Here is a 23,735-nt window from a genome sequence, read left to right as displayed (position 1 = left end):
CTTAGTATTTTTTATTTTAAAGAAATGTTAATTTTATTGGGGAAGCATGTCAACCTCATCGCCAAGTTGTAAAATTTTTCCGGCTGACGATGGGGGTAATTGGGTATTGACACTCAATCTGTAAAAGTGATTAAAAGGCGATGAAGCAACCCAATTTGGCAGAGTTGCTTGTCGCTGGGTTGCAAAGATTTTTTGAAAGTTTGGGTAAGCTTTCCCTAAGTAAGAATCGCGTGTTGGGACTATACAACGCTGACATGGATTAACTCCAAAAAAATCCACATCTCCGACTCGAAAGGAAACAAAATCACCTTGTTCACTAAATAGCTGATCTTCCCAAAATGCTGGTACACCATCAATCTCAATGTTGGCACGCATCCGACGGCGCATTTCATCTACACTTAAACCGGGAAACCAAGAAGCTACTTCTGCCAAGGTTGCCGTACTAATTACCGTTGGGCCAAGTGAGTGTGTATCGTCAGGAAAACCGATCACAGAGTTTTGTCCCAATGTGACAGCAAACTCAAAAAAATTACTCAAAGCTGCTTCTAATGCTTGCCGTTGCTCATCCAGATGAAAAATTTGTTGTAAGTCGCTGCCTGGGATTTGCAACGAGATAGTTCTATTTAAGAGTGCAAATTGCGCCCTTAGTAAATGGATTTTAGCATGACGCTTGCCATTGACAAATTTATTCAGTTTGTCAAAAATGGCAAACTCGCGGTCATGCTGTAGTGCGCCACTGGCAAGAACTGTAGCGTTCTCAACTTCAACACCATCGAGTGACTTAACTGGATAGAGTAAAATCTTTGCTAGGTAAGGCATCATAGCAATTTTGGATTTTAGATTTCGGTGAAGCAGCGCGGTCTTGGGGGTTTCCCTCATGAGCGACTGCTGAACCCGAAGGGATTTTGGATTAAAGATTGGTGATTTAGCAGTCCCCATCTAAAATCTCAAATTCTTTTGTCACTTATCCATTTGAGCAATATTGTTAATTATGGATATAGTGGCGATTTATCTATTGTGCCAATATGATTTAGAGGCCAGAAGCGAACTATAGCACGTCCAATAATATTCTGGCGGGGGACAAGACCCCAGCAGCGGCCATCATAACTGTTGTTACGATTGTCACCTAGTACTAAATATGAATCGGCTGGTATAGTCTGGGGTTTTGCCAAAAAAGGTGGCTGTGGCCCTGATTGGCAAACATCAATGACTGTGCTCTGCCCAGAACTTAGGTAATTAGATTCTGGAAGGGATTTGTTGTTGATATAGACTTTGCCATCCTTAAGTTGTACTTTTTCACCAGGTAAGCCAATTACACGTTTGATAAAAGCATCTTGGTATTGTTCTTTTTGTAGTTCTTTCGTTGGTGAAAATACTACAATATCTCCCCGTTGTGGGTTAGCAAATTTATACTTCAATTTATCGACAATGATTTTGTCTGCCTCCCACTGGTTTGGCGTACCATGCAGAGTCGGTTCCATCGATCCAGAAGGAATCCAGCGTGCTTCAGCAACAAAGGTACGAATTCCCAGAGCTAGAACAATGCTCAATACAATCGTTCTACCTAGCTCTGCGATCCAGGAATTATCAGGTTGTTGACTAGAATTGTTATCAGACACTTGATTATGCATGAAATTACTTAACTGAAGGAAAGATGTAGGTAATTAACTCGCCTAGTGAGACTTTATCTGTTAATCTTAACGGGAAAACTTTAATTTCCTAGTCATGTTCGCATCTTGAATACCAATTTGAGATTGTGGATTTAAGATTTTGGATTGGGGGTGTTTCTTCTGGGTCATGGCTCACCTCTGGTGGGCGAAACCAATCTCAAATCCCCAACATAAATTAAAAATAAACTTTTTTTTAGTCGCGGCAAAAATTGGTTACTCCGATCGCGACTCAGTTTAACCTAAAAGCATAGTTCTCTGTAACACATAAGCTCCCCTTGTTTGAATTTAGATTGAGCCGATAGCCAGGATGCTTGCCAAGATTGCGTTTCCCCATTTTGAATTTTAAATTTTTTACCGCTATGTCATCTCCAAAAATTTTACTGATTCGCCGCGCTCAGATAATCTTACCCAATGGTGAACTGATCATTGGGGATGTGTTGACGCGCGATCGCCAAATCGTCGAAGTTGCGCCAGAAATCTCCCAAACGGCACTAGCCACTGAAGTTGACGCAGAAGGGTTAACTTTGTTGCCAGGAGTTATTGATCCGCAGGTGCATTTCCGGGAACCTGGACTAGAACACAAGGAAGATTTATTCACCGCCAGTTGTGCCTGTGCTAAAGGCGGAGTCACTTCCTTTTTAGAAATGCCCAATACGCGCCCCCTAACAACGACACAGCAGGCTTTAGACGACAAGTTAGACCGTGCCTCCCAGAAGTGCTTGGTTAATTATGGCTTTTTTATTGGGGCAACAGCAGAGAATCTACCAGATTTGCTTCTGGCAAAGCCAACACCGGGAATTAAAATTTTTATGGGGTTGATGCATGGTCAATTGCTGGTTGATGGGGAAACAGCACTCTCTGCGATATTTGCCAAAGGCGTTAGCGAAGCTCCTGCGAAGCAGGCTCGCTTGATTGCCGTTCATGCCGAAGACCAAGCTAGAATTAACCAACGCCGCCAAGAATTTGCCAATATTCACGATCCAGCCGTTCACTCGCAAATTCAAGATAATCAAGCGGCATTGACAGCAACTCAACTGGCATTAAAACTTTCTCGAAAATATCAACGTCGTCTGCATATTCTGCACATGTCAACTGCCGAAGAAGCAGATTTGCTGCGTCAGGAGAAACCTAGTTGGGTGACAGCAGAGGTAACGCCACAGCATTTGTTGTTGAATACTAGCGCTTATCAGCAGATTGGTACTTTAGCACAGATGAATCCACCTTTGCGATCGCCCCACGATAACGAAGTTCTCTGGCAAGCTTTGCGCGATGGCGTGATTGATTTCATCGCGACAGATCACGCGCCACACACCTTAGAAGAAAAAGCTCAAGAATACCCCAATAGTCCTTCGGGAATGCCTGGAGTGGAAACTTCCCTAGCTTTGATGTTAACTGCGGCGATGCAGGGAAAGTGTACTGTTGCTCAAGTTGTTAACTGGATGTCTAAAGCTGTAGCTGTAGCTTATGGTATTCCCAATAAAGGAGCGATCGCACCTGGTTATGATGCCGATTTAGTGCTTGTAGATTTAAACACATACCGTCCAGTCCGGCGCGAGGAACTTTTAACCAAATGCCGTTGGAGTCCCTTTGAAGGCTGGAACCTCACCGGCTGGGCTACAACCACCATTGTCGGCGGTGAGATAGTTTATGACAAAGGCCAGGTAAATACGCAAGTGCGGGGTCAAGCTTTAACTTTCTTGTAGCAAATATTTATTTAGGCTTAGGGACTGACAAATAAAAAAATACCCCACAAGTAGTAGTAATTTATTTGTTGTCAGTCCCTTACGTAATAAACAAATAGTTATACATCAAAAGAAATAATCAAGGAGAATTGCTATGTCCTTCAAAATTTTGGCTTTAGACGGTGGCGGTATTCGTGGAGTCATTGCAGCCCGAATACTTCAACAAGTAGAACAAGAAATTAGAAATCAGGGTAAAGGAAACTTTTTACACGAATACTTTGACGTGGTTGCTGGTACTTCTACTGGTTCAATATTAACAGGAGGGATTGCTGTTGGAAAGGATAGTGATGAACTAATTAAACTGTATAGAGATCGGGGAAAAGATATATTCCCGTCGGATAGAAAAGACCGCTACAAAAACTTCCCGCCGATCATAAAATCCATTTTGAATGTACTTTCACCACCTAAATATTCTCATGATGGAATTATTAGCGTCCTCAAAGATGCGTATAAATCTACAAGAATAAAGGATATTGAAAAACCGATTATTTTGATTCTTGCTTACGATACCCTATATCGGAATACAACCTTTTTTACAAATTGTCATCCTGATCTAGGAGACAGATGGTACGATGACTGTTATTTATGGGAGATATGTACGGCTTCTGCCTCTGCTCCCACTTTTTTTCCACCATATAAATTAGAACCTGTAGATAAAGAAAAATTTGGTAATTGGGAATTCCCACACATTGATGGAGGAGTTTCTGCTAATAACCCCTCTCTCGCAGCTTTGAGTCTAGTTATGAGGATCAGTCAGTCTTCAGTTTCTCCAACAATCAAGCAAAAATATAAAGTGGAGAATCTGCGATCGGAAGATATTTCTATTCTTTCTATTGGCACAGGTCAAACTGGTGAACCATATCAATATGAGCAAATAAGCAAATGGAGAGGCTTCGACTGGGCAAAAAATTTGACTAATATCTTTATGGAACCTACATCTGAGATTGGTAGTACAATTTGCCGACAAATTATGGGTGGATACGATTCTAAACGTTATTTACGTCTTCAGTTTGACTTAAATGAGACATTTAAACCCAAGCCAAAAGAGACTTATAAAGATTCTCGCATTGTATTACCTCCAGAAGATCGAAAAAACCGATTTACAGGGGAAAAGGTCAGTGAAGAAATAGATAACACTAGTTCGGAGGTTCTTCAGCAGTTAATAGATACTACCTCTGCGTTCATTGATAAAGGTCTTACGTACTATACCAGAGACGACTACGGTTCTCCGATCAAAGAGGCGATCGCCTCTTTCGTTAGAGATAACTAGTGCATCCACGTAGGCATATTTATGTCAACTAATATATAGGACTCATATTTGATTGTTGAAAAACTCAGTACACATCTATTCCCTTCTTCCCGGTTAAGAGTCAATACAGTTCAGTTAAGCCTAAAACTCAACTTCTACGTAGGTTGGGTTGAGGAACGAAACCCAACACTCCCGTGACTTTGTTGGGTTTCACTTCGTTCTACCCAACCTACAGTTTTCTTAAGTGAACCATATTGGGTTAAGAGTTCCCTACCTACGTAAGTAAATCCAGTAATCAAATCCAATTCCTATAGGATAAAACATCTCGTATTTCTACATAGTTATCCTAGAAATACGAAATGTTTTATTTAAAGCTTTATTAATATCAGTGTTAATTACAGATGTGAATAAAATAATTTATTGCTATTTAAAATTACTTAAATTAATAATTTTTAAATATTTGATAATTCAGTATTTTCTGTGTATACATTATGACGTTAGCTTGAGTATATTGAGTATAAGGAAAAGTTAGACAGCTTCTACAGAACTTGATGTTGTTTAAGTTTCCTCTACTAGCTTTGGCTGCTAAATAATCCAGATTAGTTCTCTTAATGACAGTAGAGAAGCAATCGGGTTAAACCAAGCTGACTAAGTTTTGTGAAAATTCTCATTTAACTCAACAACAGTTTAGATTTTCTTAATTCATACACCATCTAAATCAGTTTTTTAACTGATTATTGCAGCAACAAAGCTGCTGTTACAAAATTTTTCCGTTTATTTTAGGTTGATATAACAATGTTAGTAATTTACAGTGGTGAGCGTGGTAGTGGCAGATAGAACGAGTGTGGAGTTCTCCCTCGACTATTTGCACAAATTTTCTCGTATAGTGTTCAAGAAATTAAATCGCGGTAATGACTTCGCTAATGGCACAATTGAATGGTATGAGTTCGACTTGACGAGTGCCCCCATGCCCATAAGTCAAACTCACACTCAGATAACTATCTGGTTTGTAGGGCAATCGTTCTGCCCATTCAACTGCCACAATTCCTGGTATTACTTCAACACCTTCCCAGTAACTTTCTAAATTTAGGGCTGCAACTTCTTGTGGTTCTAAGCGATATAAATCTAGATGGTAAAGGGGGAGGCGTGCTTCCGTGTACTCATTAATCAGCGTGAAAGTCGGACTAACAATGGATTCAGCGATTCCCAAACCCTTGCCAATACCTTGAACTAAGGTAGTTTTACCAGCACCTAAATCACCTTCTAGTAAAATTACACTGCCAGGAGTCAGGGATTCACCAAGAGTAATACCTAAGCGTAGCGTCGCCTCTGTATCTGCAAGAAAAATTTTCATAATTAGTCATTAGTCATTAGTTATTAGTCTAAACAAAGGACTAATAACTAATTTTCATTTTCCATGATGAACTCTACTGTACCACCGTAACAAAACTCGTGCTAGTTTCTGCGGATTGTGACGTACAAAACCCGTTTCATCTTCATACAAAACATTAGCTGGAACAATCCTTCGCCCTAACTGAGTTACGGCTTCTCTATCCAGGAAAACGGGATGGGAGTTTTGTTGGGCGTAGCGCGTGAGTGATTGCTCCGAGGGGGATTTGTTGTGTATTAGCACAGCATCAAATAGCCGTCTTTCCCCACAAGCAGCATCAATTGCTCTGATGTGGTCGGCAACAGTATAGTCTTCAGTTTCTCCTGGTTGAGTCATGATATTGCAGATATAAATACGAGGAGCATCTGTTTGAGCGATCGCATCGGCAATTTCTGGTACTAATAAGTTAGGAATCAGGCTAGTATAAAGGCTACCTGGGCCAATAATGATGTAATCAGCTTCTTTAAGTGCCTTAATAGCTGCTGGCACCGCCGGAGGATTAGCTGGAATACAGCCAATTTTGACAATTTTACCGCCAGCTTTGGGAATGCTAGACTCCCCATTAATGCGGCGGCCATCAGCTAATTCTGCCCAGAGGCGAACATCACTGAGAGTTGCTGGTAGTACTTGTCCGCGTACCGCTAGCACTTTGGAACTGGCTGCAACTGCTTGTTCTAAATCTCCAGTAATATCACTCATTGCCGTTAAAAACAAATTGCCAAAACTGTGACCCGTTAACCCATCTCCAGCCCGAAAACGGTATTGAAACAATTCTGTTAATAGCTTTTCTTCATCAGCTAGTGCAGCCAAACAATTGCGAATATCCCCTGGTGGTAGCACTCCAAATTCTTCACGCAACCGCCCAGAAGATCCACCATCATCGGCGACAGTGACGATCGCAGTAATATTAGCGCTGTAGGTTTTCAGTCCCCTCAACAACGTAGAAAGTCCCGTACCACCACCAATTACTACTATTTTCGGGCCTCGGTACAATCGACGATGGGCCAGCAAGACATCAATGAGTTCCTCTCCGCCTTCTGCTCTTAGTACCTTAGTAATTGAGCCTACAGTGCGAGTTTGCCCCCAAAGCACTAACAGTAAGCCGCCAAGCAGCACCAAAGGCCCACTGATATAGTTGGGTAACAGGTTGCTGATTACTCCCAAGAAACCCCTAACCAACTCGATCATCCAAAAAATTGGGGTCAGCTTAATCCAGATAGCTAATCCCAAACTCGCCAGCAGTACACCTCCAACACTGATCAACAACCAACGTTTTACCGATAGTCCAGGGGATAACCATTTGAACCACTGGTTAACCCGATAGGAAGTACGAGAGCGCGACTGCTTTTGCAGGGCGTTGAGGGCTTGTTTGAGAAAAGCAATTGACATACCTGATTTGGAGCAGTGCTACAAATAATAATTAACAGAAAATGTACACCACTTGGTTTAAAACACCAGGCGTGGAACTATTATATTTGTCAACTAAGAGCAAGTCGTGAAGATTGCCAGTATTCCTAGTTAAACAATACCCTGGCTTGGTAAAAGTAAATTTAATGGAAAAACGAATTTTAGGATTAGATCCAGGACTGGCAATTTTAGGATTTGGGGCAATTAACTGCACACAAATTTCCAACAAGGTACAAGAGACGACAGTAAATATGCTGGATTTTGGGGTAATCAGAACATCAGCAGGTGTAGAAATGGGGCAGCGCCTATGTACCTTGTTTGATGATTTACACACCCTGATGGAGGAGTTGCAACCGGATTTGGTGGCGATCGAAAAATTATTCTTCTATCGGATGGCAAATACAATCGTGGTTGCACAGGCGCGGGGTGTACTCATTTTGGTGTTGGGCCAGCGTCGTCTTCCCTACGTAGAGTTTACTCCTGCTCAAATTAAGCAAGCTTTAACAGGCTATGGCAATGCTGATAAGTCAGAAGTGCAAGAGGCGGTGGCGCGGGAGTTGGATTTAGATGAAATTCCCAAGCCGGATGATGCTGCGGATGCTTTGGCGGTAGCATTGACTGCTTCTTATCAGCTATAGGTATTGTAGAACTTTATTGTTCTTCTACATTAGTTTAAAAATTAGTTGTCACTCGAACGATAATCGCCTACACCCAGATAACCAATACTGATCTGTCCCAGCCTTATTAGATGCTCTACGGTTAATCTAGCACCTAAGCGATCGTCTATCGCTACTGAGTGAAATAGAAAAATATGATTAAGCAGTCGATGATTATTCTGGTAATGGGTGTATCGGGTTCTGGCAAAAGTACCATCGGAAAACTGCTAGCAGACTCGTTAGACTGGGAGTTTAGCGACGCTGATGCTTTCCACTCGCCAGAAAATGTTGAGAAAATGCGGCGCGGTATCCCTCTAAGTGAAGCTGACAGGATGCCTTGGTTACAAGATTTGCAAACAGCCATAAAACACTGGCTGCAAGAAAATAAAAATGTGGTGCTGGCGTGTTCAGCCCTCAAAGATAGCTATCGGCAATTTCTGGTATTGGATAGCGTTCGCATCAAGCTAGTTTACCTCAAAGGGTCTTATGAGTTGATTCAAATGCGGCTGCAAGAGCGTCAGAATCATTATATGAGCGAAAAACTCCTCAACAGCCAGTTTGATACTCTTGAAGAACCATTAAATACCATATCTATGGATGTTGCACAGCCACCCCAGGTAATTGTCCAAAACATTAGAACGGCTTTGGGAATTTAGCTTATTGGTTACAACCACAAGTTTAAATCGGTGAAGTTATTTAATCCCTACGATTTGTATTCAAAGAACCCTAATCCTCCAGATTCGCAAAAATTAAAGCCTTACTGATGATCACAAATAAGCGCAGTTGACAAGCATATTATAGTCAACTCTGAAAATAAGCCAACAGGATTTTAATATATGGTAATGGGCTATAAGTTTCTACCCCTAAAAGATGATATAAAAGTAAACATTTCCCTGCTACGGTATTAACTTTTCTAAATTAAACTTGAGTGAAATATGTTAAGTTTTTTAAACTTTACCTAAGCTGAAAACTACTTAACTTTACCAAAGACTCCAGGAGGAAAAGTTTAAACTACATTGAGATGTGATAGTTTGCTTGACTTTGTAAAGTTCGATAAACGGGGATCATATTTGGAATAATGCAGGTTAAACTAAAATTAATGTAAAACAGAATACAAATTCACATTGATAATATCAGGTTTTACTAATTTTAGTTAAAAGCTGTTTTAATCCACGCACTTTCAAATGTATTATCACCAAAAAATGTGAATTTTTGACGTAGTGTAGTGTTCCTACTATTGCTTGAGAAAACAAAACATCTAATTTAGGACAATTAATAGCGCTAACTCAAATCACGTCAAATTATAAGAGCTTTGAGAAGAGTTGGAATTGCCAAAATCAGCAGTACTGCTAGGTGATATCTGAAGTTTTCCGACTTAGCTCATATTGTGATAACTTGGCAATTTTATATTCTACTTACTTTTTAAAATTTAAATCAGTTGTTAGAAATAGATGAATATGAAGAGAATTGCACTCATAGTTGGCATATTAGGTTTCGCGGTTTTTGGTTGTAGAAATGGCGCTCAAAATGACAACACTGCTACTAATACTACTAACACCGCTACCAATACTAGTGCAGAAACTAAAATTGCCACTGGGAATAAAAAATTACGAGCGGTTGGCTTCACCGTTGGCGATCTAAGTAACCCTTTCTTCGTCGTTATGGGACAAGCAGTTGAGGCAGAAGCGAAGAGAATTGGCGGAAAAGATGTCACCGTTATTGTAGCTTCCAGTGCCTATGATCTCAACCAACAAGCCAATCAAATTGAAAATTTTACTGGTGCAAATGCTGACATCATTGTTTTGAATGCTGCTGATAAAAGGGGAATTAGACCAATAGTTGAAAACGCGAAACGAGCAGGTAGAATTATCATTGCCGTAGATACAGGTGCTGAAGGAGGTGTAGATGCCACCATTACTACTAATAATGTCCAAGCTGGAGAAGTTAGTTGCAAATATATTGCCGATCGCCTCCAAGGTAAAGGCAATGTAGTAATAGTTAACGGGCCGCCAGTGGACTCAGTAATTCAGCGAGTTAGTGGCTGCGAAAATGTATTATCCAAATATCCCAATATCAAAATCCTCTCTAAAAACCAGAATGCAGATGGTAGTCGGGATGGAGGACTCAGAGTTATGAGCGATTTGCTCACAACCTTTCCGAAGATTGATGCTGTTTTTGCGATTAACGATCCGAGTGGACTTGGTGCAGAGCTAGCAGCAAAGCAAGCACAACGTAAAGATTTCTTTATTATAGGGGTTGATGGTGCGCCAGAAGCAATCACTGCGATCGCAGCTAAAGATGGTTTATATGCGGCGACTGCTACTCAAAATCCGCGAGGGATGGCCCAAAAAGCAGTTCAGGTTGGTAACGACATCTTAAATGGGAAAAAACCTAAGTCACCTACCATTTTGATTCCAGTTAAGTTGATCACAAAAGATAATGTCAGCACAGAAAAAGGCTGGTAGATAATAAAATTTGTGAATTTGGAATTAAAAATTATGTCTAATCTGAGTTGAGTCTTTTGGTGCATTGACAGAGTTTTTGCTGATCCCCATGATGTATATATGTGTATCTTGGGAAAGTTCTAAATCTCGAAAGGCGACGTTCAAAAGTACCCAAGATAATGGTCAATTTCTAAAACATGATTTTGTGATAACTTGAATTTCACATCAGATATTAAGTTGACTAATTTCTAACTAAGTAGGTAGGCGTAATTAAATATAAGATCAAACCTCACCCTCAATCCCTCTCCTTATTAAGGAGAGGGAAGCCGGAGGCAGGGTGAGGTTTGATATTTAATTTGATCCACTTACTTAGCACTGGCAATTTTTAAATTGTTTTTATAGGTTCTGCTGATGACAACAACTATTGAAAATTCATTTCCTGATGCACCAACCAGCACTCCGGTGTTAGAAATGCGAGGGATTACAAAACGATTTCATGGTGTATCTGCGCTCCAAAATGTTAATCTGACGATTTATCCGGGAGAAGTTCACGCCCTCATGGGTGAAAACGGAGCAGGTAAAAGCACATTGATGAAAATCCTGGCAGGGGCTTACATTGCCGATGAAGGAGAAATTCTGATCAATGGTCAACCCCTGAAAATTACTGATCCGGCCACAGCACGCAAATCGGGTATTAATCTCATTTATCAAGAACTGAATGTTGCACCTAATTTAACCGTTGCCGAAAATATGTTTATGGGTAGCGAGTTGCGGCGAGGTCAGTTTTTAGACCGCAAAGGTATGCAACTTGAAGCAGAGGAAGTGCTGGAAAGCCTTGGAGCCAATTTTACAGCGCAGACTGTAGTTGGTACTTTAGCGATCGCAGAACAGCAGCAAGTGGAAATTGCCAGGGCGTTGAAGGATAAAAGCCGCGTTTTGGTGATGGATGAGCCAACAGCAGCACTATCTGACCGCGAAAGTGAGCATTTGTTTGAGGTAATTCGCAAACTGCGGCGTGACGGCATTGCGATTATTTACATCAGCCATCGGATGGAAGAAATCTATGCCCTAGCTGACCGGATTAGTGTGTTGCGCGATGGTCAATATATTGGCAGTCTCACACGCAGTGAAATTTCTCCACAGCGATTGGTGCAGATGATGGTCGGTCGCTCCATGCAAGACTTTTACGAACATCAACGGCAAACGAATCCGGGCCCAGTGGTGCTGCAAGTCAGAAATATGAGCGATGCGCGTAAGAAGATTGAGCCGGCTAGTTTTGAAGTTCATGCTGGAGAAATTGTTGGTTTAGCGGGGCTGGTTGGTGCCGGACGCACAGAACTATCCCGGCTGATTTTTGGTGCAGACCGCAAAGCCAGTGGTGAAGTATTTTTGAATGGTAAAAAACTGGAAATTAATACACCCAGTGATGCGATCGCGGCGGGAATTGGCTACGTCCCAGAAGACCGCAAAGATCAAGGTTTATTTCTGGAGATGAGCGCCCGCAAGAATATTGCTATCAACACACTCAAGCAGGATGCAAAAGTTGGAATTGTTAACTGGGGTTCAGTTAATCGGCTGTCAACAGACGCGGTGGAAAACTTTAATATCCGCCTGGCCAATTTGGAAATTAGAGCGGTGGATCTTTCTGGTGGTAATCAGCAGAAGCTACTGCTAGCGCGTTGGTTAGCGATTAAACCGAGAGTACTGATGTTAGATGAGCCAACACGCGGCGTAGATATCGGTGCCAAAAGCGAAATTTACCGAATTATGAGCGAATTGGCAGCGCAAGGTGTAGCTATTTTAATGGTTTCCAGCGAACTAGCGGAGATTGTCGGCATGAGCGATCGCGTCTTAGTGATGCGAGAAGGCCAGTTGGTAGGCGAACTGGATGGCAGTGTTGGTAAAGAAATCACCCAAGAAAAGATTATGCATTATGCAACTGGAGCATCGGAGGTATTAGAATCATGAGTCAAACAGTCAGACCGCCTGCGAATAAATTAGCCAACAATCCCGCATCCGGCAACCGCAAATCAATTAGCACTCTATTGGAAGTTGCGGGTATTCTGCCAATACTAGTAATTATTTGCATCTTATTTACATTCCTTTCTCCCAACTTCCTCACAGTCGGTAACATCGTTAATATCTTGCGTCAGTCATCAATCAATATTGTGCTGGCGACAGGAATGACCTTTGTGATTCTCACCGGAGGTATTGACCTTTCAGTTGGGTCAATATTGGGTGTTTCTGCCGTAGTTGCCTTACTGGTATCACTACTGCCGGCTTTAAGTTGGGCAGCTGTGCCTGCTGCATTGCTAGCAGGATTGCTTTTAGGCTTAGTCAACGGCGCTCTGATCACCTTTTTGGATGTGCCACCTTTTATTGTCACCTTGGGTTCACTGACTGCCTTGCGGGGTGTGGCCTTCTTGGTTGCCAAGGGTACAACCCTGATTAACCCGGACATCAATTTTGCTTGGGTGGGTAATAATTATCTAGGCCCCCTGCCGTGGCTAGTGATAATTGCGCTACTGGCTATAATCGCTAGTTGGTTTGTGTTGCGGCAAACTGTCTTAGGAGTGCAGATATATGCTGTCGGTGGTAACGAGCGGGCAGCCAGATTAACAGGGATTAAAGTTAACCGTGTCTTGCTATTCGTCTATGGGATTAGTGGATTACTGGCAGGTTTAGCAGGAATCATGAGTTCCAGCCGTCTTTATAGTGCTAGTGGCATCTTAGGTCAAGGTTACGAATTAGATGCGATCGCATCTGTTATTCTTGGTGGAACCAGCTTTACAGGCGGTATTGGTACCATTGGCGGCACCCTTCTAGGTGCATTGATTATTGCTATTCTCAACAACGGTTTAACCTTGTTGAACCTATCTTACTTCTGGCAACTAGTCGTCAAAGGACTAGTAATTATTTTGGCAGTAACGATTGATCGGTTACGCAGACGTTCCAGACGGTAAAGAATTAATTTCTTTGGGAATTGGGCATTGGGCATTGGGCATTGAGAATAGAGGATGAGCCTTTGAACTCCGTTAATGAGTCTTGGAACTCAATTAATGAGTCTTTTAACTCCATTAATGAGTCTTTGAACTCCATTAATGAGCCTTTGAACTCCATTAATGAACCTTTGAACTCCATTAATGAACCTTTGAACTCCATTAATGAACCTTTGGTTTCTACTCTCCTGCCCCCCACTCCCCACTCCCCACTCCCCACTCCCCAATCCCCAATATATAAACTATGTCTTCCACTACTATTCGTCGTAAATCCAACACCTTTTATGTCATTTTGATTGCTGGTGCTGCTGCCCTCGGCGGCTTTCTGTTCGGTTTTGATACTGCTGTAATCAACGGCGCGGTTTTATCTCTAGCAAAAGCTTTTAACACCAGTAGTTGGGTAACAGGGCTGGCAGTTTCCCTAGCGTTGCTGGGGTCTGCGGTAGGAGCCTTCTTTGCTGGACAGATTGCCGACCGTTATGGTCGAATCAACGCAATGGTGGTCGCTTCGGCGTTGTTTACTATCAGTGCCATTGGCTCTGGGATGGCCTTCACTATCTGGGATTTTATCTTTTGGCGAGTATTGGGTGGGATTGGAATCGGCGTTGCTAGCGTCATCGCCCCAGCTTACATTGCGGAATGTTCTCCCGCCCATTTGCGGGGAAGATTAGGATCTCTGCAACAATTAGCGATCGTAGTGGGAATTTTCATCGCCTTATTGAGCGACTACTTTATCGCTGTGTCAGCAGGTTCAGCAGACTCGCCGTTTTTGTTTGGAGTTGCAGCTTGGCGCTGGATGTTTTGGACAGCAGTCCCGCCAGCAGTATTCTACGGGATGATGGCTTTAACAATTCCTGAATCTCCCCGTTACTTAGTTGCCAAAGGACGAGAGCCAGAAGCTGCTAACGTTCTGACCAAGATTTTGGGGGGTGACGTGCTGCCAAAAATTGAAGAAATTCGGCAGACAGTGCTTCGAGAACGCCAGCCTAGATTTTCTGACCTGTTGGGTAGAAGTGGCGGACTCCTGCCTATTGTTTGGATCGGAATAGGCTTATCTGTATTACAGCAATTTGTTGGTATTAATGTAATCTTTTACTACAGCAGCGTTTTGTGGCGTGCCGTCGGGTTTTCCGAAAAAGATTCCCTAACAATCACGGTGATTACAGGAGCCGTAAATATTATTACAACACTGATTGCGATCGCCTTCGTAGATAAATTTGGTCGTAAGCCCTTGCTCATACTAGGGTCGATTGGCATGACCTTGACTTTAGGAACGATGGCTTCTATTTTTGGTACTGCTCCCCTAGATGCTGCTGGGAATCCCAATCTCACCGGAAGCGCAGGTACTGTGGCTCTCATCGCAGCCAACCTCTATGTGTTTTGCTTCGGTTTCTCCTGGGGGCCAGTGGTTTGGGTGCTGTTGGGAGAAATGTTTAATAACAAAATTAGAACTGCTGCACTTTCAGTTGCTGCTGCGATGCAATGGGTTGCGAATTTCGTCATTTCCACAACATTTCCTCCCATACTGCAATATTTTGGTCTAGGTTCTGCCTATGGACTTTATACAATTGCGGCAGCTACCTCGTTATTTTTCATTCTCTTTTTTGTTAAAGAAACCAAAGGAATTGAGTTAGAAGATATGTAATTGGCATCCATCTAGTACCGCAAGGCGGAATTAAAAATTAAAAATGAATACAGCGTCAGCATTTCATTGATTTGGAATGGGTGGTTTATTTACGCCGTGCTGTACTAGTACCGCTAGGCGTAATTTGTAATTCTGATAACCCAATACAGTTTGAGCCAAAAGTCATAGCGTCGCTTTAACAGGACTTACACAAAAATTGCTAAAAAGCTTAATTTATCGACCCGCCTTCTCTAGCTTGAGCTTGAGCTAACGCGTAGTGTCTGGTAGAGAAGAGCGCTGAGAGAGAATTCATAGAGTGTGCGTAAGTCCTATATAAGTGACCTAAAACCTCAACTCAAAATATGTAACTTGAATGCTGATTGTCTCGTTCCCAGTCGGAGACTGGGAATGCATTCCGAGAGGCTCCGCCTCAAGACTTGCGGCAGAGCTGCAATGAGCAGCATTTCCAGCCTCTGGCTGGAAACGAGGTTTGAAAAGGATTTTGGCTTAAGTTGACACCAATGAGCTTTTTCTGTGCCCTTACGAAAGATATGGTTTTTAACCTTAATTCATATTTGGTATTTCTTGTCAATGCGTAAGTCCTAAATTATCGTACCGCCTTCTCTACCTTGGGCTTGGGCCAACGCGTAGCGTCTGCTAGAGAAGAGCGGCGAGAGAGAATTCGTAGAGTGTGCGTAAGTCCTATTTAAGTGACCTAAAACCTCAACTCAAAATATGTAACTTGAATGCTGATTAACTCATAACCTGGAAGCTTTGGTTCGAGTGTAAGCTCTTTAGTTACATAGTCAGAATCAAACGATTTTCGAGTAATAAGTCAATGTTCAAAATTCTTTTTCATAGTTTTTTTCTCCTATTTTTGACAATTCCAGCAGTTTGGGCAGCACCTCCAGAAGATGATTCTAATCCAGCAGATGGAGATAGGAATTTGCAGGGACAAGTCAATTCTGTTTCCCAGTTTTCTGATATTAAACCGAGCGATTGGGCATTCCAGGCACTGCAATCACTAGTCGAACGCTATGGCTGTATTGCAGGTTATCCTGACGTAACCTATCGCGGCAACCGTGCTTTAAGTCGTTACGAGTTTGCAGCTGGTTTAAATGCCTGCTTAGACCGGGTGAATGAATTAATTGCTGCGGGTACTAGCGATTTAGTCAAGAAAGAAGATTTGGCAGTGCTGCAAAATTTGCAGACAGAGTTTGCGGCAGAATTAACAACTCTGCGTGGGCGGGTGAATACGCTGGAAGCACGGACAGCAACCCTGGAAGAACAGCAATTTTCTACTACTACCAGGCTGAATGCTCAAATTATTACCGCTATTAGTGATAGCTTTGGTAATCGGGTAGGTGGCGATCGCGATGAATCCCGTCTCTACTTTGCAAATCGCGGTCGTCTCAACTTTGAGAGCAGTTTCACAGGCAAAGATTTGTTGCGAGTCCGGCTAGAATTTGGCAACTTTGCGAATTCCAATGGTACAAGCCAAATTGCCGCAGCCACAGGCACAGGGATGACACGCCTGAATTTCGATTATGACACCAATGATACACTTTTCGTTCCCCACATCCGTTACTACTTCCCAGTCAGTGATTCTCTTAACTTCGTTGTTGGGCCCACAGGCATTGGTTACACCGACATTTCAACCACCGTAACTCCCCCCACAATCGCTGACGACGGCAATGGGGTTCCCTCACTATTTGGGTCATACAGTCCCTTATTCCGCCGAGGTGGCGGCGGTGCAGCCGCTAACTGGAACATTACTAAAGACTTGATTCTTACCTTGGGCTATTTAGCAAACACTCCCAATCTGCCATCCGCGAGCAACGCCTTGTTTGATGGCGGCTACAATGCCCTGGCGCACTTAGCCTATTACGGTAAGCAAGGAGCTATTGGTGTTGCCTACTCTCATGGCTATAGCCCTGCTGGAGTAGTCGAACTCGCAGCTGGGACGGGTAGCACCCTGTCAAACGCTCCCTTTGGCAACAACATTGCTACTTCCAACGATATTGTAGGCGCACAGGGATTCTATCGCTTCTCCCCGAATTTCCAAATCCACGCTTGGGGTGGATATATTTGGGCAAATGCCAAGAACTCTGGTGTGAGTAATATTTCCAATGGTAGGGGTGGAACAGATTCTCTATTCGTGAACAGTGGTGACAATGCCAATGTCTGGTTTGGGGCGATTGGTATGTCGTTTCCTGATGTCGGCGGTAGGGGTAACTTGCCGGGAATTCTCTTTGGTATACCCCCGCGTGTCTCTAACAGTGATGTCCGTCAAGACCGAGACAACGCTTATCATATCGAAGCATTCTATCGCTACCGACTAAATGATAACATCTCAGTGACTCCTGGTTTTTGGGTGATTCTCAACCCGGAAAACGACAGCAGAAATGATACGCAGTATGTGGGTGTGATTCGCACAACCTTCGATTTTTAACTGAATGTGAATGGTTTGCTTGGCCAATAGAGTGCTAGTCATTAGTACCAATGACTAAGGACAAATGACTAATGACTAAATCGGCGGGTGGCTTATTCCTCCTACTTTTTAAAGGGATGGGATTCCCGCCGATTTTCGTTGAGTAATCGCGCACACCTTAACTTGTTGCTACTGATTTCTTTCCATTTCCGTTGCCATTCACACTAGCAGCGAATGACGCTTGCTGTGAACTGGGAATTGGCGAATCGCCTCGCAGTCCCTTACGGCGCTGAGTCTTAGGAACTCCTCCCGCCATGCCATACTCTACACTGCTTTTGCCATATCGAGTACCAACTCCCATCAGCATATGCTCTGTCATATCTCCCAACTCGCTCTCTGTTTGGAGCATTTCACAGTACAACTTATCCAGGTTGGAAAGGGCACTATTGTATGCATTTTCTTTAGTTCGCATCGTCTCTATGAGAGTTGAGAAGGCAGGTAGGGTAAGTCCATTGCCCACATCTAAATTTGAAGCAATTGAGTTGATGCCAGCTGCACGAAGCACTGCTTTTTGTAACACCGGAGAGCTTCTTTTTCTACGAGCCATAATATTACACCTTGTAATATAATACGGTTAATATTCTTTACGTTAAATAACTTCAGTATCAAACAGCCTGAGAGAATTCCGGCAAATTTGCAATGGTTTTTGCTACATAGCGATCGTTGTCATAAGTGCTTGATTTACTGAAATGAGAAAGCATTTAAACAAAATGAGAAAGCAAACTGGGGTTTGCTTGCTGAATCTACTGAAATGAGAAAGCATTTAGACAAAATGAGTAAACAAACTGGAGTTTGCTTGCTGAATCTACTGAAATGAGTAAGTAAACTGGGGTTTGCTTGCTGAATCCACTGAAATGAGAAAGCATTTAGGCAAAATGAGAAAGCAAAGTGGGGTTTGCTTATTAAAATCGACTTAATTTATCAAAGCTTGTCTACTTTTTTGGAATGCTAAGGCCAAACGCAGGCTATCTATAAATGTAGTGATATAAAACTAGAGAATTGCAGCAGGCGATCTCTCACGACAAGCCACTTTATGTCTGCACGGCAGAGTTTGAGCAGATAGACACAATTGAATTATAATGTAGCCTTGAATACTTCTGTGGCAGTGCGTTCGTTCCTGACAACTCTAGTGTGTTCGGTTATCCCTACATTGCGGATAGTACATATCTACTAATACTAAAGCTACAATCACAGCAAATGTTAGATGTAGCGTTATAATACAAGACTATTACGCCATATCTGAATCTGCTCCTTTAGTCTTCTGATTAAACTCCAGTACAAAAAATGAGTACCTTCGATAAATTTAATAGGTTTTGCTCTAATATTCTCATTGACTCACATTCTGTTGCAAAAATCTCATATCGGTATAAAAGAATTACTAAGCAATTAAATAAGGATTTTTGGAATAGTGAATCTGAGACACAGAACAGTTTGTATGTAGGTTCTTATGGCAGAGATACAGATATTCATACAAGCGATATTGATATGCTATTTATACTTCCTTATACAGTTTATAAACAATTTGATAATTATAAAGGCAATGGACAATCATCTCTTCTTCAGATAGTAAAAAACTCTATTGGGGAAACCTATCCATCTTATATGAAAGGTGATGGGCAAGTTGTAAAAATAAATTTCTCAGATGGGATATGTTTTGAATTAGTACCTTGTTTTATAAATAAAGATGGGAGCTTTACATATCCAGATACAAATGATGGAGGGAAGTGGAGAATAACTAATCCTAAACCTGAAATTGAAGCAATTAGGAATGCTAATCAACAATTTCATTATAATTTAAAACGCTTGTGTCGTATGGCTAGAGCTTGGAAAGATACCTGGGATGTACCAATGGGAGGGCTTTTGATTGATACATTGGCGCATAACTTTTTAAAAGATTGGGAACATAGAGATAAATCTTTTATTTACTATGATTGGATGACCAGAGATTTCTTGAAGTACCTCAAAGATCAAAGTGAAAATCGAAGTTATTGGTATGCTCCAGGGAGTAATAAACTTGTTATGAGAACAGGAATATTTGAATATAAAGCTTTGCGTTGTTACAATATTGCCTTAGAAGCTATACAAAATGAAGTTAAAAGTTACGAGTGGTCAGCAAACCAAAAATGGATAGAAATATACGGAAGTAGTTTTCCAAGCTTAATAGGAGTTTTACGCTAATGATTTCAGTCGTCTCAGATTCAAATTTTCTAGGGTCAATTACGCTTACGCTCCAATTACTTTATTTTTTATGAAAATGAATACATCACCAGCCCAGATTCAACACTTGCTTAATGAGTGCAAGATTATTGAAGAAAACTCTCTTTATACATCACAAGCACATTTTCAAATGGCAAACAAAGCGGAATTTCAAGCACGCTTATTCCTAATTGTACCATCTTGTATTGCGGCAGTTAGCGGTGTCCTAACTGCTATCGGTTTCCCATCTTGGATTGGTGCGTTTGCTGCGGTGTCTGGACTAATTACAGGTTTAGCATCTGTCTTTGGCGTAGATAGAAAAGCAGGGGCACATAAACAGGCTGGCAATGTTTTAACAGCATTGCGACATGAGGCTCGTGCATTACACGAAGCGTATTGGCGTGAATTGCCTCATGAGCAGTTCGTTGCTGAGGTTAGGCGCATTCATGATAAATACAACTCGTTAATTCAAACATTAGAAACAACTGATAATGCTGCATTTGAAGAAGGACGAAACAGAATCAAAGCTGGATTATTTGAGCCTGACTTCCAAAAGAAGTAATACGCAAAAGTTATAAAACTTTTACATAGTTGTACTCCAGCATAACAAGCACGATTGCATCGAGCTATAGGGTGCGTTGTTGCAAAGCGCAAGACACCATTATTTCTAGTTAAAGTTACAAAGTAGTTATGGGAGCAGTCCGCTGCATATTTAGTGAATCCGAGCATCGCTTCCTAGAGTTAGGTGGACAATATCCACTTAGTCTTGAGGGAACGCGTAAATTTCAGACATCGCCGTTACGCTATTGCCTTCAGGAAAATATTTTATATTTGCCTAAGGGATTTTCTGAGGAGGACTATGCATACTCAAAACGTTTTTGCTGGGCACGATTAAAGATAAACGTCTTATATGACTTGCATTTCCATTTTGGTTTCAATACTAGAATTCCAGATGATTACTCTCTCGAAAAATTAACTGAAGCTGGTGTTGGTCTTGGTGCAAGGTATCTTAAAAGACATCAAGAAGTTAATGGTTCGCGCATTTCAGTCTCAAAATTTTGTTCAGCTAGTCTGATTGACGGCATACGAAGCAATCCTGAAGCAATATCGAATCTTTCAAAAAAGGATTTTGAGGCATTATGCGCTGAACTTTTTGTATCTCGTGGTTTCGAGGTCGATCTTTATCGATCTACTAAAGACGACGGTATTGATTTCCTTGCCTTGAGAACAGATGATATAGATCCACTAATATTTGCAGTTCAGTGCAAGCATCCTGACTCTGAGCATTGCAGTCAAAAACAGCCGCGTACACTTTCTGTAGCGACTGTAAGAGAAATTTATGGGGTTGCCAAGGCACATAACATAACAGGTGGGATTGCTATCACGAGTTCAAAATATAGCCATGCTTCTAAGAAGTTCGCTGATCTGAAGCCAGATGAGATTGCTGTATATGATCGTTCAGATATCCTCAGGTGGATTGAAAAATACCGATGGAATAACGATGAAAAACCCTAACCTACGCATAAAAGCGATCATCCAGAGCGATCGCTATATTTCCGCTTGAGAAAATTTTAAGTAATAGCACACATCCTAGCTGTCACTGCTGCGATCGCAAAACTTAAACTTGACAGACCACTACTACGATTAATGGATAATTTAATTTTTTCCTTAATCTAGATAATGTTCAGCTATTTGGCTGGATTAGGGCGATCAACGCCAGGAGGATGAGGCGGAACACCTAGTGCATCTTTTAACTGTTGTTCTGTAACTCCTAACTTTGCCGCCGCAGCTTTAAAATCAGGTCGAGGTGGGCGCTGATTGCGATCGCCTGGATTGGGAGGATTGGCAGGAACTCCCAACGCATTCTTTAACTGTGCTTCTGTTACACCTAACTTTGTCGCCGCAGCTTTAAAATCAGGTCGGGGTGGGCGCTGATTGCGATCGCCTGGATTTGGAAAATTGGCAGGGACTCCCAACGCCGCCTTTAACTGTGCTTCTGTAACTCCTAACTTTATCGCTGCTGCTTTAAAATCAGGTCGGGGTGGGCGCTGATTGCGATCGCCTGGATTTGGAAAATTGGCAGGGACTCCCAACGCCGCCTTTAACTGTGCTTCTGTAACTCCTAACTTCGCCGCAGCTGCTGCAAATCGCATCTGCATCTGTCCGTCCGGTGGTTGGTTGGGTGGTAGTTGCGCCTGTGCAATTTGATGGAATTGATTAGGGGCATTTGCTTGATTGAGTGAAATAAAACCAAATGTGCCAACCAAAACAGGAATCCCTGTCACGACTAGTAATCGACGAATATTCATCATTAAATCTCCAAAAGTTTATATTTCTAATTAAGTCTTCTCAAAATCACAGCCCGCCTTGTTTCTGAATTACAGTTTTGTAATTTCAGTCAGGAATCCTCTGGGAATATCATGGCTGAGGGCGAGGCGAAATGCAAGGATGCAGATATTTGCGGTCTGTTGGGCTGTTGTGAAATCTATGCGTTCCGATGAGATGGATTAGCGGCATTTGCCTGATTGGGTGCAATGAAACCGCGACCTCACGCTTGACTCAACATCTTTTGGTCAACAGGGTTCACCCTCAGCTTACCGATGAAGTTACAAAATTGAGCGATCGCTCGGTAGCAGTTTAAGAATCTTTATAGGGGTTCCCAGGTGCATGAAGCATATATCAAAACCTCACTCTCAACCCTCTTTGAACTCACGCAGAGGGGAGATAAAGCACAGCTTTATCGGGGTGAGGTTAAGTTGTACCTGATTCTTATTAAGAATCTTTATAAGTCGTTCGCCTTGCCTGATATTATAAACCCTTCATACAAATGAAGGATTTTGAAATCTAAAACTTTCAGGTACCCTGAAGTTGATATATAAAAGAGCAATTTTCAAATGACCATTTACTTTTATAAGGTTTGGCAGCCTTATGGCTGTTTTTCTAACTTTTCTCCCCACGGTATCCACATCCAGGATACTTACTGGCCAACGGTTGAACATTATTATCAAGCGCAAAAGTTTGTAGGCAGCACAGATGCGGCAATTATACCCCTCATCCATGCCGCCGCCACCCCAGAAGAAGCTGCCGCTTTGGGAAGATGCGGCACTCGTCAACTACGTCGAGACTGGGATTTGGTCAAAACTCAAATTATGCGAGAAGCTGTACTCAAAAAGTTTCTCACTCATGCTGATATTAGAGAAGTTCTCTTGAAGACAGGCAATGAGATTTTGGTTGAAAACTCCCCAACCGATTGCTTTTGGGGCTGTGGTGCTAATAAAACCGGTCAAAATCATCTCGGTAAAACTCTCATGAGTGTACGTGAAGAAATCCGTAATTTACTATCTTTAACGGTAATTTACGAATAGTTTAATCAAAATAGTTACATTCAACATAAAATCAGTAATTAGACAGAGAGCGGGAAAATTTTTTAGCCAAAAATATTTGAAAAAGTTGCCAATAATTTAGTTATTTTTTTGAAACCATCTTATGGCGGTTTTCAGGTGCATGAAGTACATATCAAAACCTTACTCCAACCCCTCTCTTTACCAAGGAGAGGGGAGATAAAGCACAGCTTTATCGGGGTGAGGTTAGGCTCTACCTCATTCTTATTAGGAAAGGCTATAATTAATTGAATGAATCGGCAAAAATGATAAAAACATATTTTTATTTTAAAGTACTCATGAAGTCATCAATTGAGTGATATCACTGAAATAGTTTGATGATTGAGAATATAAAATGAATGGGTGTCTCTGATTAAGATTTTATTAATTTTAGACTTGAGAGGATCTTCGGAAAGTATTTGGTGATCTACTTACCAAAGGGTTTTAGATTCTGCTAAATCAACTTTCTGAAGCTACGGCGCTCAAG

At 41.9% G+C, this 23,735-nt stretch carries 20 protein-coding genes; 14 read left to right on the top strand and 6 right to left on the bottom strand.

Going from position 1 to position 23,735, the window contains the following annotated elements; genetic code table 11:
• Nucleotides 1-33: 33 nt before the first annotated feature.
• Together HWQ23_RS31395 and lepB are read right to left on the bottom strand one after the other, a co-directional pair.
• Complete coding sequence (locus HWQ23_RS31395; RefSeq protein WP_292837513.1) at nucleotides 34-819, bottom strand: MOSC domain-containing protein; 786 nt, start codon at nucleotides 817-819, stop codon at nucleotides 34-36.
• 170 nt (nucleotides 820-989) lie between these two features.
• Nucleotides 990-1,631: a signal peptidase I gene (lepB, locus tag HWQ23_RS31390; protein WP_292837488.1), complete on the bottom strand. Its 642-nt coding sequence runs from the start codon at nucleotides 1,629-1,631 to the stop codon at nucleotides 990-992.
• Between the two features lie 398 nt (nucleotides 1,632-2,029).
• Here lepB and HWQ23_RS31385 point away from each other — a divergent pair, with 398 nt between their 5' ends.
• Nucleotides 2,030-3,373 (top strand): dihydroorotase, encoded by a 1,344-nt coding sequence (locus HWQ23_RS31385; protein ID WP_292837486.1) that lies wholly within the window; start codon nucleotides 2,030-2,032, stop codon nucleotides 3,371-3,373.
• 133 nt (nucleotides 3,374-3,506) lie between these two features.
• Complete coding sequence (locus HWQ23_RS31380; RefSeq protein ID WP_292837484.1) at nucleotides 3,507-4,682, top strand: patatin-like phospholipase family protein; 1,176 nt, start codon at nucleotides 3,507-3,509, stop codon at nucleotides 4,680-4,682.
• An 877-nt stretch (nucleotides 4,683-5,559) separates the two neighbouring features.
• Here the strand turns inward: HWQ23_RS31380 and tsaE are convergent.
• Entirely contained in the window at nucleotides 5,560-6,015 is a 456-nt protein-coding gene (gene tsaE / locus HWQ23_RS31375) for a tRNA (adenosine(37)-N6)-threonylcarbamoyltransferase complex ATPase subunit type 1 TsaE (RefSeq protein WP_292837482.1), read from the bottom strand.
• 54 nt (nucleotides 6,016-6,069) lie between these two features.
• Nucleotides 6,070-7,440: a gluconeogenesis factor YvcK family protein gene (locus HWQ23_RS31370; RefSeq protein WP_292837480.1), complete on the bottom strand. Its 1,371-nt coding sequence runs from the start codon at nucleotides 7,438-7,440 to the stop codon at nucleotides 6,070-6,072.
• A gap of 164 nt (nucleotides 7,441-7,604) precedes the next feature.
• Here HWQ23_RS31370 and ruvC point away from each other — a divergent pair, with 164 nt between their 5' ends.
• The 8 genes from ruvC (at nucleotide 7,605) to HWQ23_RS31335 (ending at nucleotide 17,633) form a co-directional block, all read left to right on the top strand.
• The gene (gene ruvC / locus HWQ23_RS31365) at nucleotides 7,605-8,096 is read left to right on the top strand and encodes a crossover junction endodeoxyribonuclease RuvC (protein WP_292837478.1); all 492 of its coding nucleotides are present in this window, start codon (nucleotides 7,605-7,607) and stop codon (nucleotides 8,094-8,096) included.
• Nucleotides 8,097-8,284: 188 nt separating this feature from the next.
• The gene (locus HWQ23_RS31360; RefSeq protein ID WP_292837511.1) at nucleotides 8,285-8,770 is read left to right on the top strand and encodes a gluconokinase; all 486 of its coding nucleotides are present in this window, start codon (nucleotides 8,285-8,287) and stop codon (nucleotides 8,768-8,770) included.
• A 30-nt stretch (nucleotides 8,771-8,800) separates the two neighbouring features.
• Nucleotides 8,801-8,878 (top strand): inositol oxygenase family protein, encoded by a 78-nt coding sequence (locus HWQ23_RS33535; protein WP_365743352.1) that lies wholly within the window; start codon nucleotides 8,801-8,803, stop codon nucleotides 8,876-8,878.
• Nucleotides 8,879-9,571: 693 nt separating this feature from the next.
• Nucleotides 9,572-10,579 (top strand): ABC transporter substrate-binding protein, encoded by a 1,008-nt coding sequence (locus HWQ23_RS31355; protein WP_292837476.1) that lies wholly within the window; start codon nucleotides 9,572-9,574, stop codon nucleotides 10,577-10,579.
• 390 nt (nucleotides 10,580-10,969) lie between these two features.
• Entirely contained in the window at nucleotides 10,970-12,526 is a 1,557-nt protein-coding gene (locus HWQ23_RS31350) for a sugar ABC transporter ATP-binding protein (protein ID WP_292837474.1), read from the top strand.
• Nucleotides 12,523-13,521, top strand: coding sequence for an ABC transporter permease subunit (locus tag HWQ23_RS31345; RefSeq protein ID WP_292837472.1), 999 nt, complete (start codon nucleotides 12,523-12,525; stop codon nucleotides 13,519-13,521). The genes HWQ23_RS31350 and HWQ23_RS31345 overlap by 4 nt, the downstream gene beginning before the upstream one ends.
• 280 nt (nucleotides 13,522-13,801) lie before the next feature.
• Nucleotides 13,802-15,202 (top strand): sugar porter family MFS transporter, encoded by a 1,401-nt coding sequence (locus HWQ23_RS31340; protein WP_292837470.1) that lies wholly within the window; start codon nucleotides 13,802-13,804, stop codon nucleotides 15,200-15,202.
• 817 nt (nucleotides 15,203-16,019) lie between these two features.
• Nucleotides 16,020-17,633 (top strand): iron uptake porin, encoded by a 1,614-nt coding sequence (locus HWQ23_RS31335; protein WP_292837468.1) that lies wholly within the window; start codon nucleotides 16,020-16,022, stop codon nucleotides 17,631-17,633.
• Between the two features lie 157 nt (nucleotides 17,634-17,790).
• On the opposite strand, the gene HWQ23_RS31330 is transcribed toward HWQ23_RS31335, so the two are convergent.
• Nucleotides 17,791-18,219, bottom strand: a complete 429-nt coding sequence (locus HWQ23_RS31330; protein ID WP_292837466.1) for a tudor domain-containing protein — start codon at nucleotides 18,217-18,219, stop codon at nucleotides 17,791-17,793.
• Nucleotides 18,220-18,956: 737 nt separating this feature from the next.
• On the opposite strand from HWQ23_RS31330, the gene HWQ23_RS31325 reads away from it, so the two are divergent.
• From HWQ23_RS31325 to HWQ23_RS31315, 3 genes are all read left to right on the top strand, one after another.
• Nucleotides 18,957-19,850, top strand: coding sequence for an SMODS domain-containing nucleotidyltransferase (locus HWQ23_RS31325; RefSeq protein ID WP_292837464.1), 894 nt, complete (start codon nucleotides 18,957-18,959; stop codon nucleotides 19,848-19,850).
• 70 nt (nucleotides 19,851-19,920) lie between these two features.
• A complete protein-coding gene (locus HWQ23_RS31320) occupies nucleotides 19,921-20,430 on the top strand; it encodes an SLATT domain-containing protein (RefSeq protein ID WP_292837462.1) in 510 nt (169 codons plus the stop codon).
• Between the two features lie 128 nt (nucleotides 20,431-20,558).
• Nucleotides 20,559-21,383 carry a restriction endonuclease gene (locus HWQ23_RS31315; protein WP_292837460.1) on the top strand — a complete coding sequence of 275 codons (825 nt, stop codon included), beginning with the start codon at nucleotides 20,559-20,561 and terminating at the stop codon, nucleotides 21,381-21,383.
• A gap of 173 nt (nucleotides 21,384-21,556) precedes the next feature.
• Here the strand turns inward: HWQ23_RS31315 and HWQ23_RS31310 are convergent, their stop codons facing one another.
• Nucleotides 21,557-22,180, bottom strand: a complete 624-nt coding sequence (locus tag HWQ23_RS31310) for a hypothetical protein (RefSeq protein ID WP_292837458.1) — start codon at nucleotides 22,178-22,180, stop codon at nucleotides 21,557-21,559.
• Between the two features lie 582 nt (nucleotides 22,181-22,762).
• Between HWQ23_RS31310 and HWQ23_RS31305 the strand changes: the two genes are divergently transcribed.
• Complete coding sequence (locus HWQ23_RS31305; protein WP_292837456.1) at nucleotides 22,763-23,233, top strand: N-glycosidase; 471 nt, start codon at nucleotides 22,763-22,765, stop codon at nucleotides 23,231-23,233.
• Nucleotides 23,234-23,735 lie beyond the last annotated feature (502 nt).

Origin of the sequence: Nostoc sp. JL33, from assembly GCF_017114985.1 — a bacterium.
Classification (GTDB): Bacteria; Cyanobacteriota; Cyanobacteriia; order Cyanobacteriales; family Nostocaceae; genus Nostoc.
Note: the sequence above shows the minus strand (reverse complement) of the source record. Positions and strands in the feature narration are given on the sequence as shown.

What these genes read in the sequence shown, in the direction of transcription:
- HWQ23_RS31370 (WP_292837480.1), bottom strand. Translation starts at nt 7,440, where the DNA reads ATGTCAATTGCTTTTCTCAAACAAGCCCTCAACGCCCTGCAAAAGCAG.
- HWQ23_RS31305 (WP_292837456.1), top strand. Translation starts at nt 22,763, where the DNA reads ATGACCATTTACTTTTATAAGGTTTGGCAGCCTTATGGCTGTTTTTCT.
- HWQ23_RS31395 (WP_292837513.1), bottom strand. Translation starts at nt 819, where the DNA reads ATGCCTTACCTAGCAAAGATTTTACTCTATCCAGTTAAGTCACTCGAT.
- HWQ23_RS31320 (WP_292837462.1), top strand. Translation starts at nt 19,921, where the DNA reads ATGAAAATGAATACATCACCAGCCCAGATTCAACACTTGCTTAATGAG.
- HWQ23_RS31310 (WP_292837458.1), bottom strand. Translation starts at nt 22,180, where the DNA reads ATGATGAATATTCGTCGATTACTAGTCGTGACAGGGATTCCTGTTTTG.
- ruvC (WP_292837478.1), top strand. Translation starts at nt 7,605, where the DNA reads ATGGAAAAACGAATTTTAGGATTAGATCCAGGACTGGCAATTTTAGGA.
- HWQ23_RS31355 (WP_292837476.1), top strand. Translation starts at nt 9,572, where the DNA reads ATGAAGAGAATTGCACTCATAGTTGGCATATTAGGTTTCGCGGTTTTT.
- HWQ23_RS31360 (WP_292837511.1), top strand. Translation starts at nt 8,285, where the DNA reads ATGATTATTCTGGTAATGGGTGTATCGGGTTCTGGCAAAAGTACCATC.
- HWQ23_RS31350 (WP_292837474.1), top strand. Translation starts at nt 10,970, where the DNA reads ATGACAACAACTATTGAAAATTCATTTCCTGATGCACCAACCAGCACT.
- HWQ23_RS31330 (WP_292837466.1), bottom strand. Translation starts at nt 18,219, where the DNA reads ATGGCTCGTAGAAAAAGAAGCTCTCCGGTGTTACAAAAAGCAGTGCTT.
- HWQ23_RS31380 (WP_292837484.1), top strand. Translation starts at nt 3,507, where the DNA reads ATGTCCTTCAAAATTTTGGCTTTAGACGGTGGCGGTATTCGTGGAGTC.
- tsaE (WP_292837482.1), bottom strand. Translation starts at nt 6,015, where the DNA reads ATGAAAATTTTTCTTGCAGATACAGAGGCGACGCTACGCTTAGGTATT.
- HWQ23_RS31340 (WP_292837470.1), top strand. Translation starts at nt 13,802, where the DNA reads ATGTCTTCCACTACTATTCGTCGTAAATCCAACACCTTTTATGTCATT.
- HWQ23_RS31325 (WP_292837464.1), top strand. Translation starts at nt 18,957, where the DNA reads ATGAGTACCTTCGATAAATTTAATAGGTTTTGCTCTAATATTCTCATT.
- lepB (WP_292837488.1), bottom strand. Translation starts at nt 1,631, where the DNA reads ATGCATAATCAAGTGTCTGATAACAATTCTAGTCAACAACCTGATAAT.
- HWQ23_RS31385 (WP_292837486.1), top strand. Translation starts at nt 2,030, where the DNA reads ATGTCATCTCCAAAAATTTTACTGATTCGCCGCGCTCAGATAATCTTA.
- HWQ23_RS31315 (WP_292837460.1), top strand. Translation starts at nt 20,559, where the DNA reads ATGGGAGCAGTCCGCTGCATATTTAGTGAATCCGAGCATCGCTTCCTA.
- HWQ23_RS31335 (WP_292837468.1), top strand. Translation starts at nt 16,020, where the DNA reads ATGTTCAAAATTCTTTTTCATAGTTTTTTTCTCCTATTTTTGACAATT.
- HWQ23_RS31345 (WP_292837472.1), top strand. Translation starts at nt 12,523, where the DNA reads ATGAGTCAAACAGTCAGACCGCCTGCGAATAAATTAGCCAACAATCCC.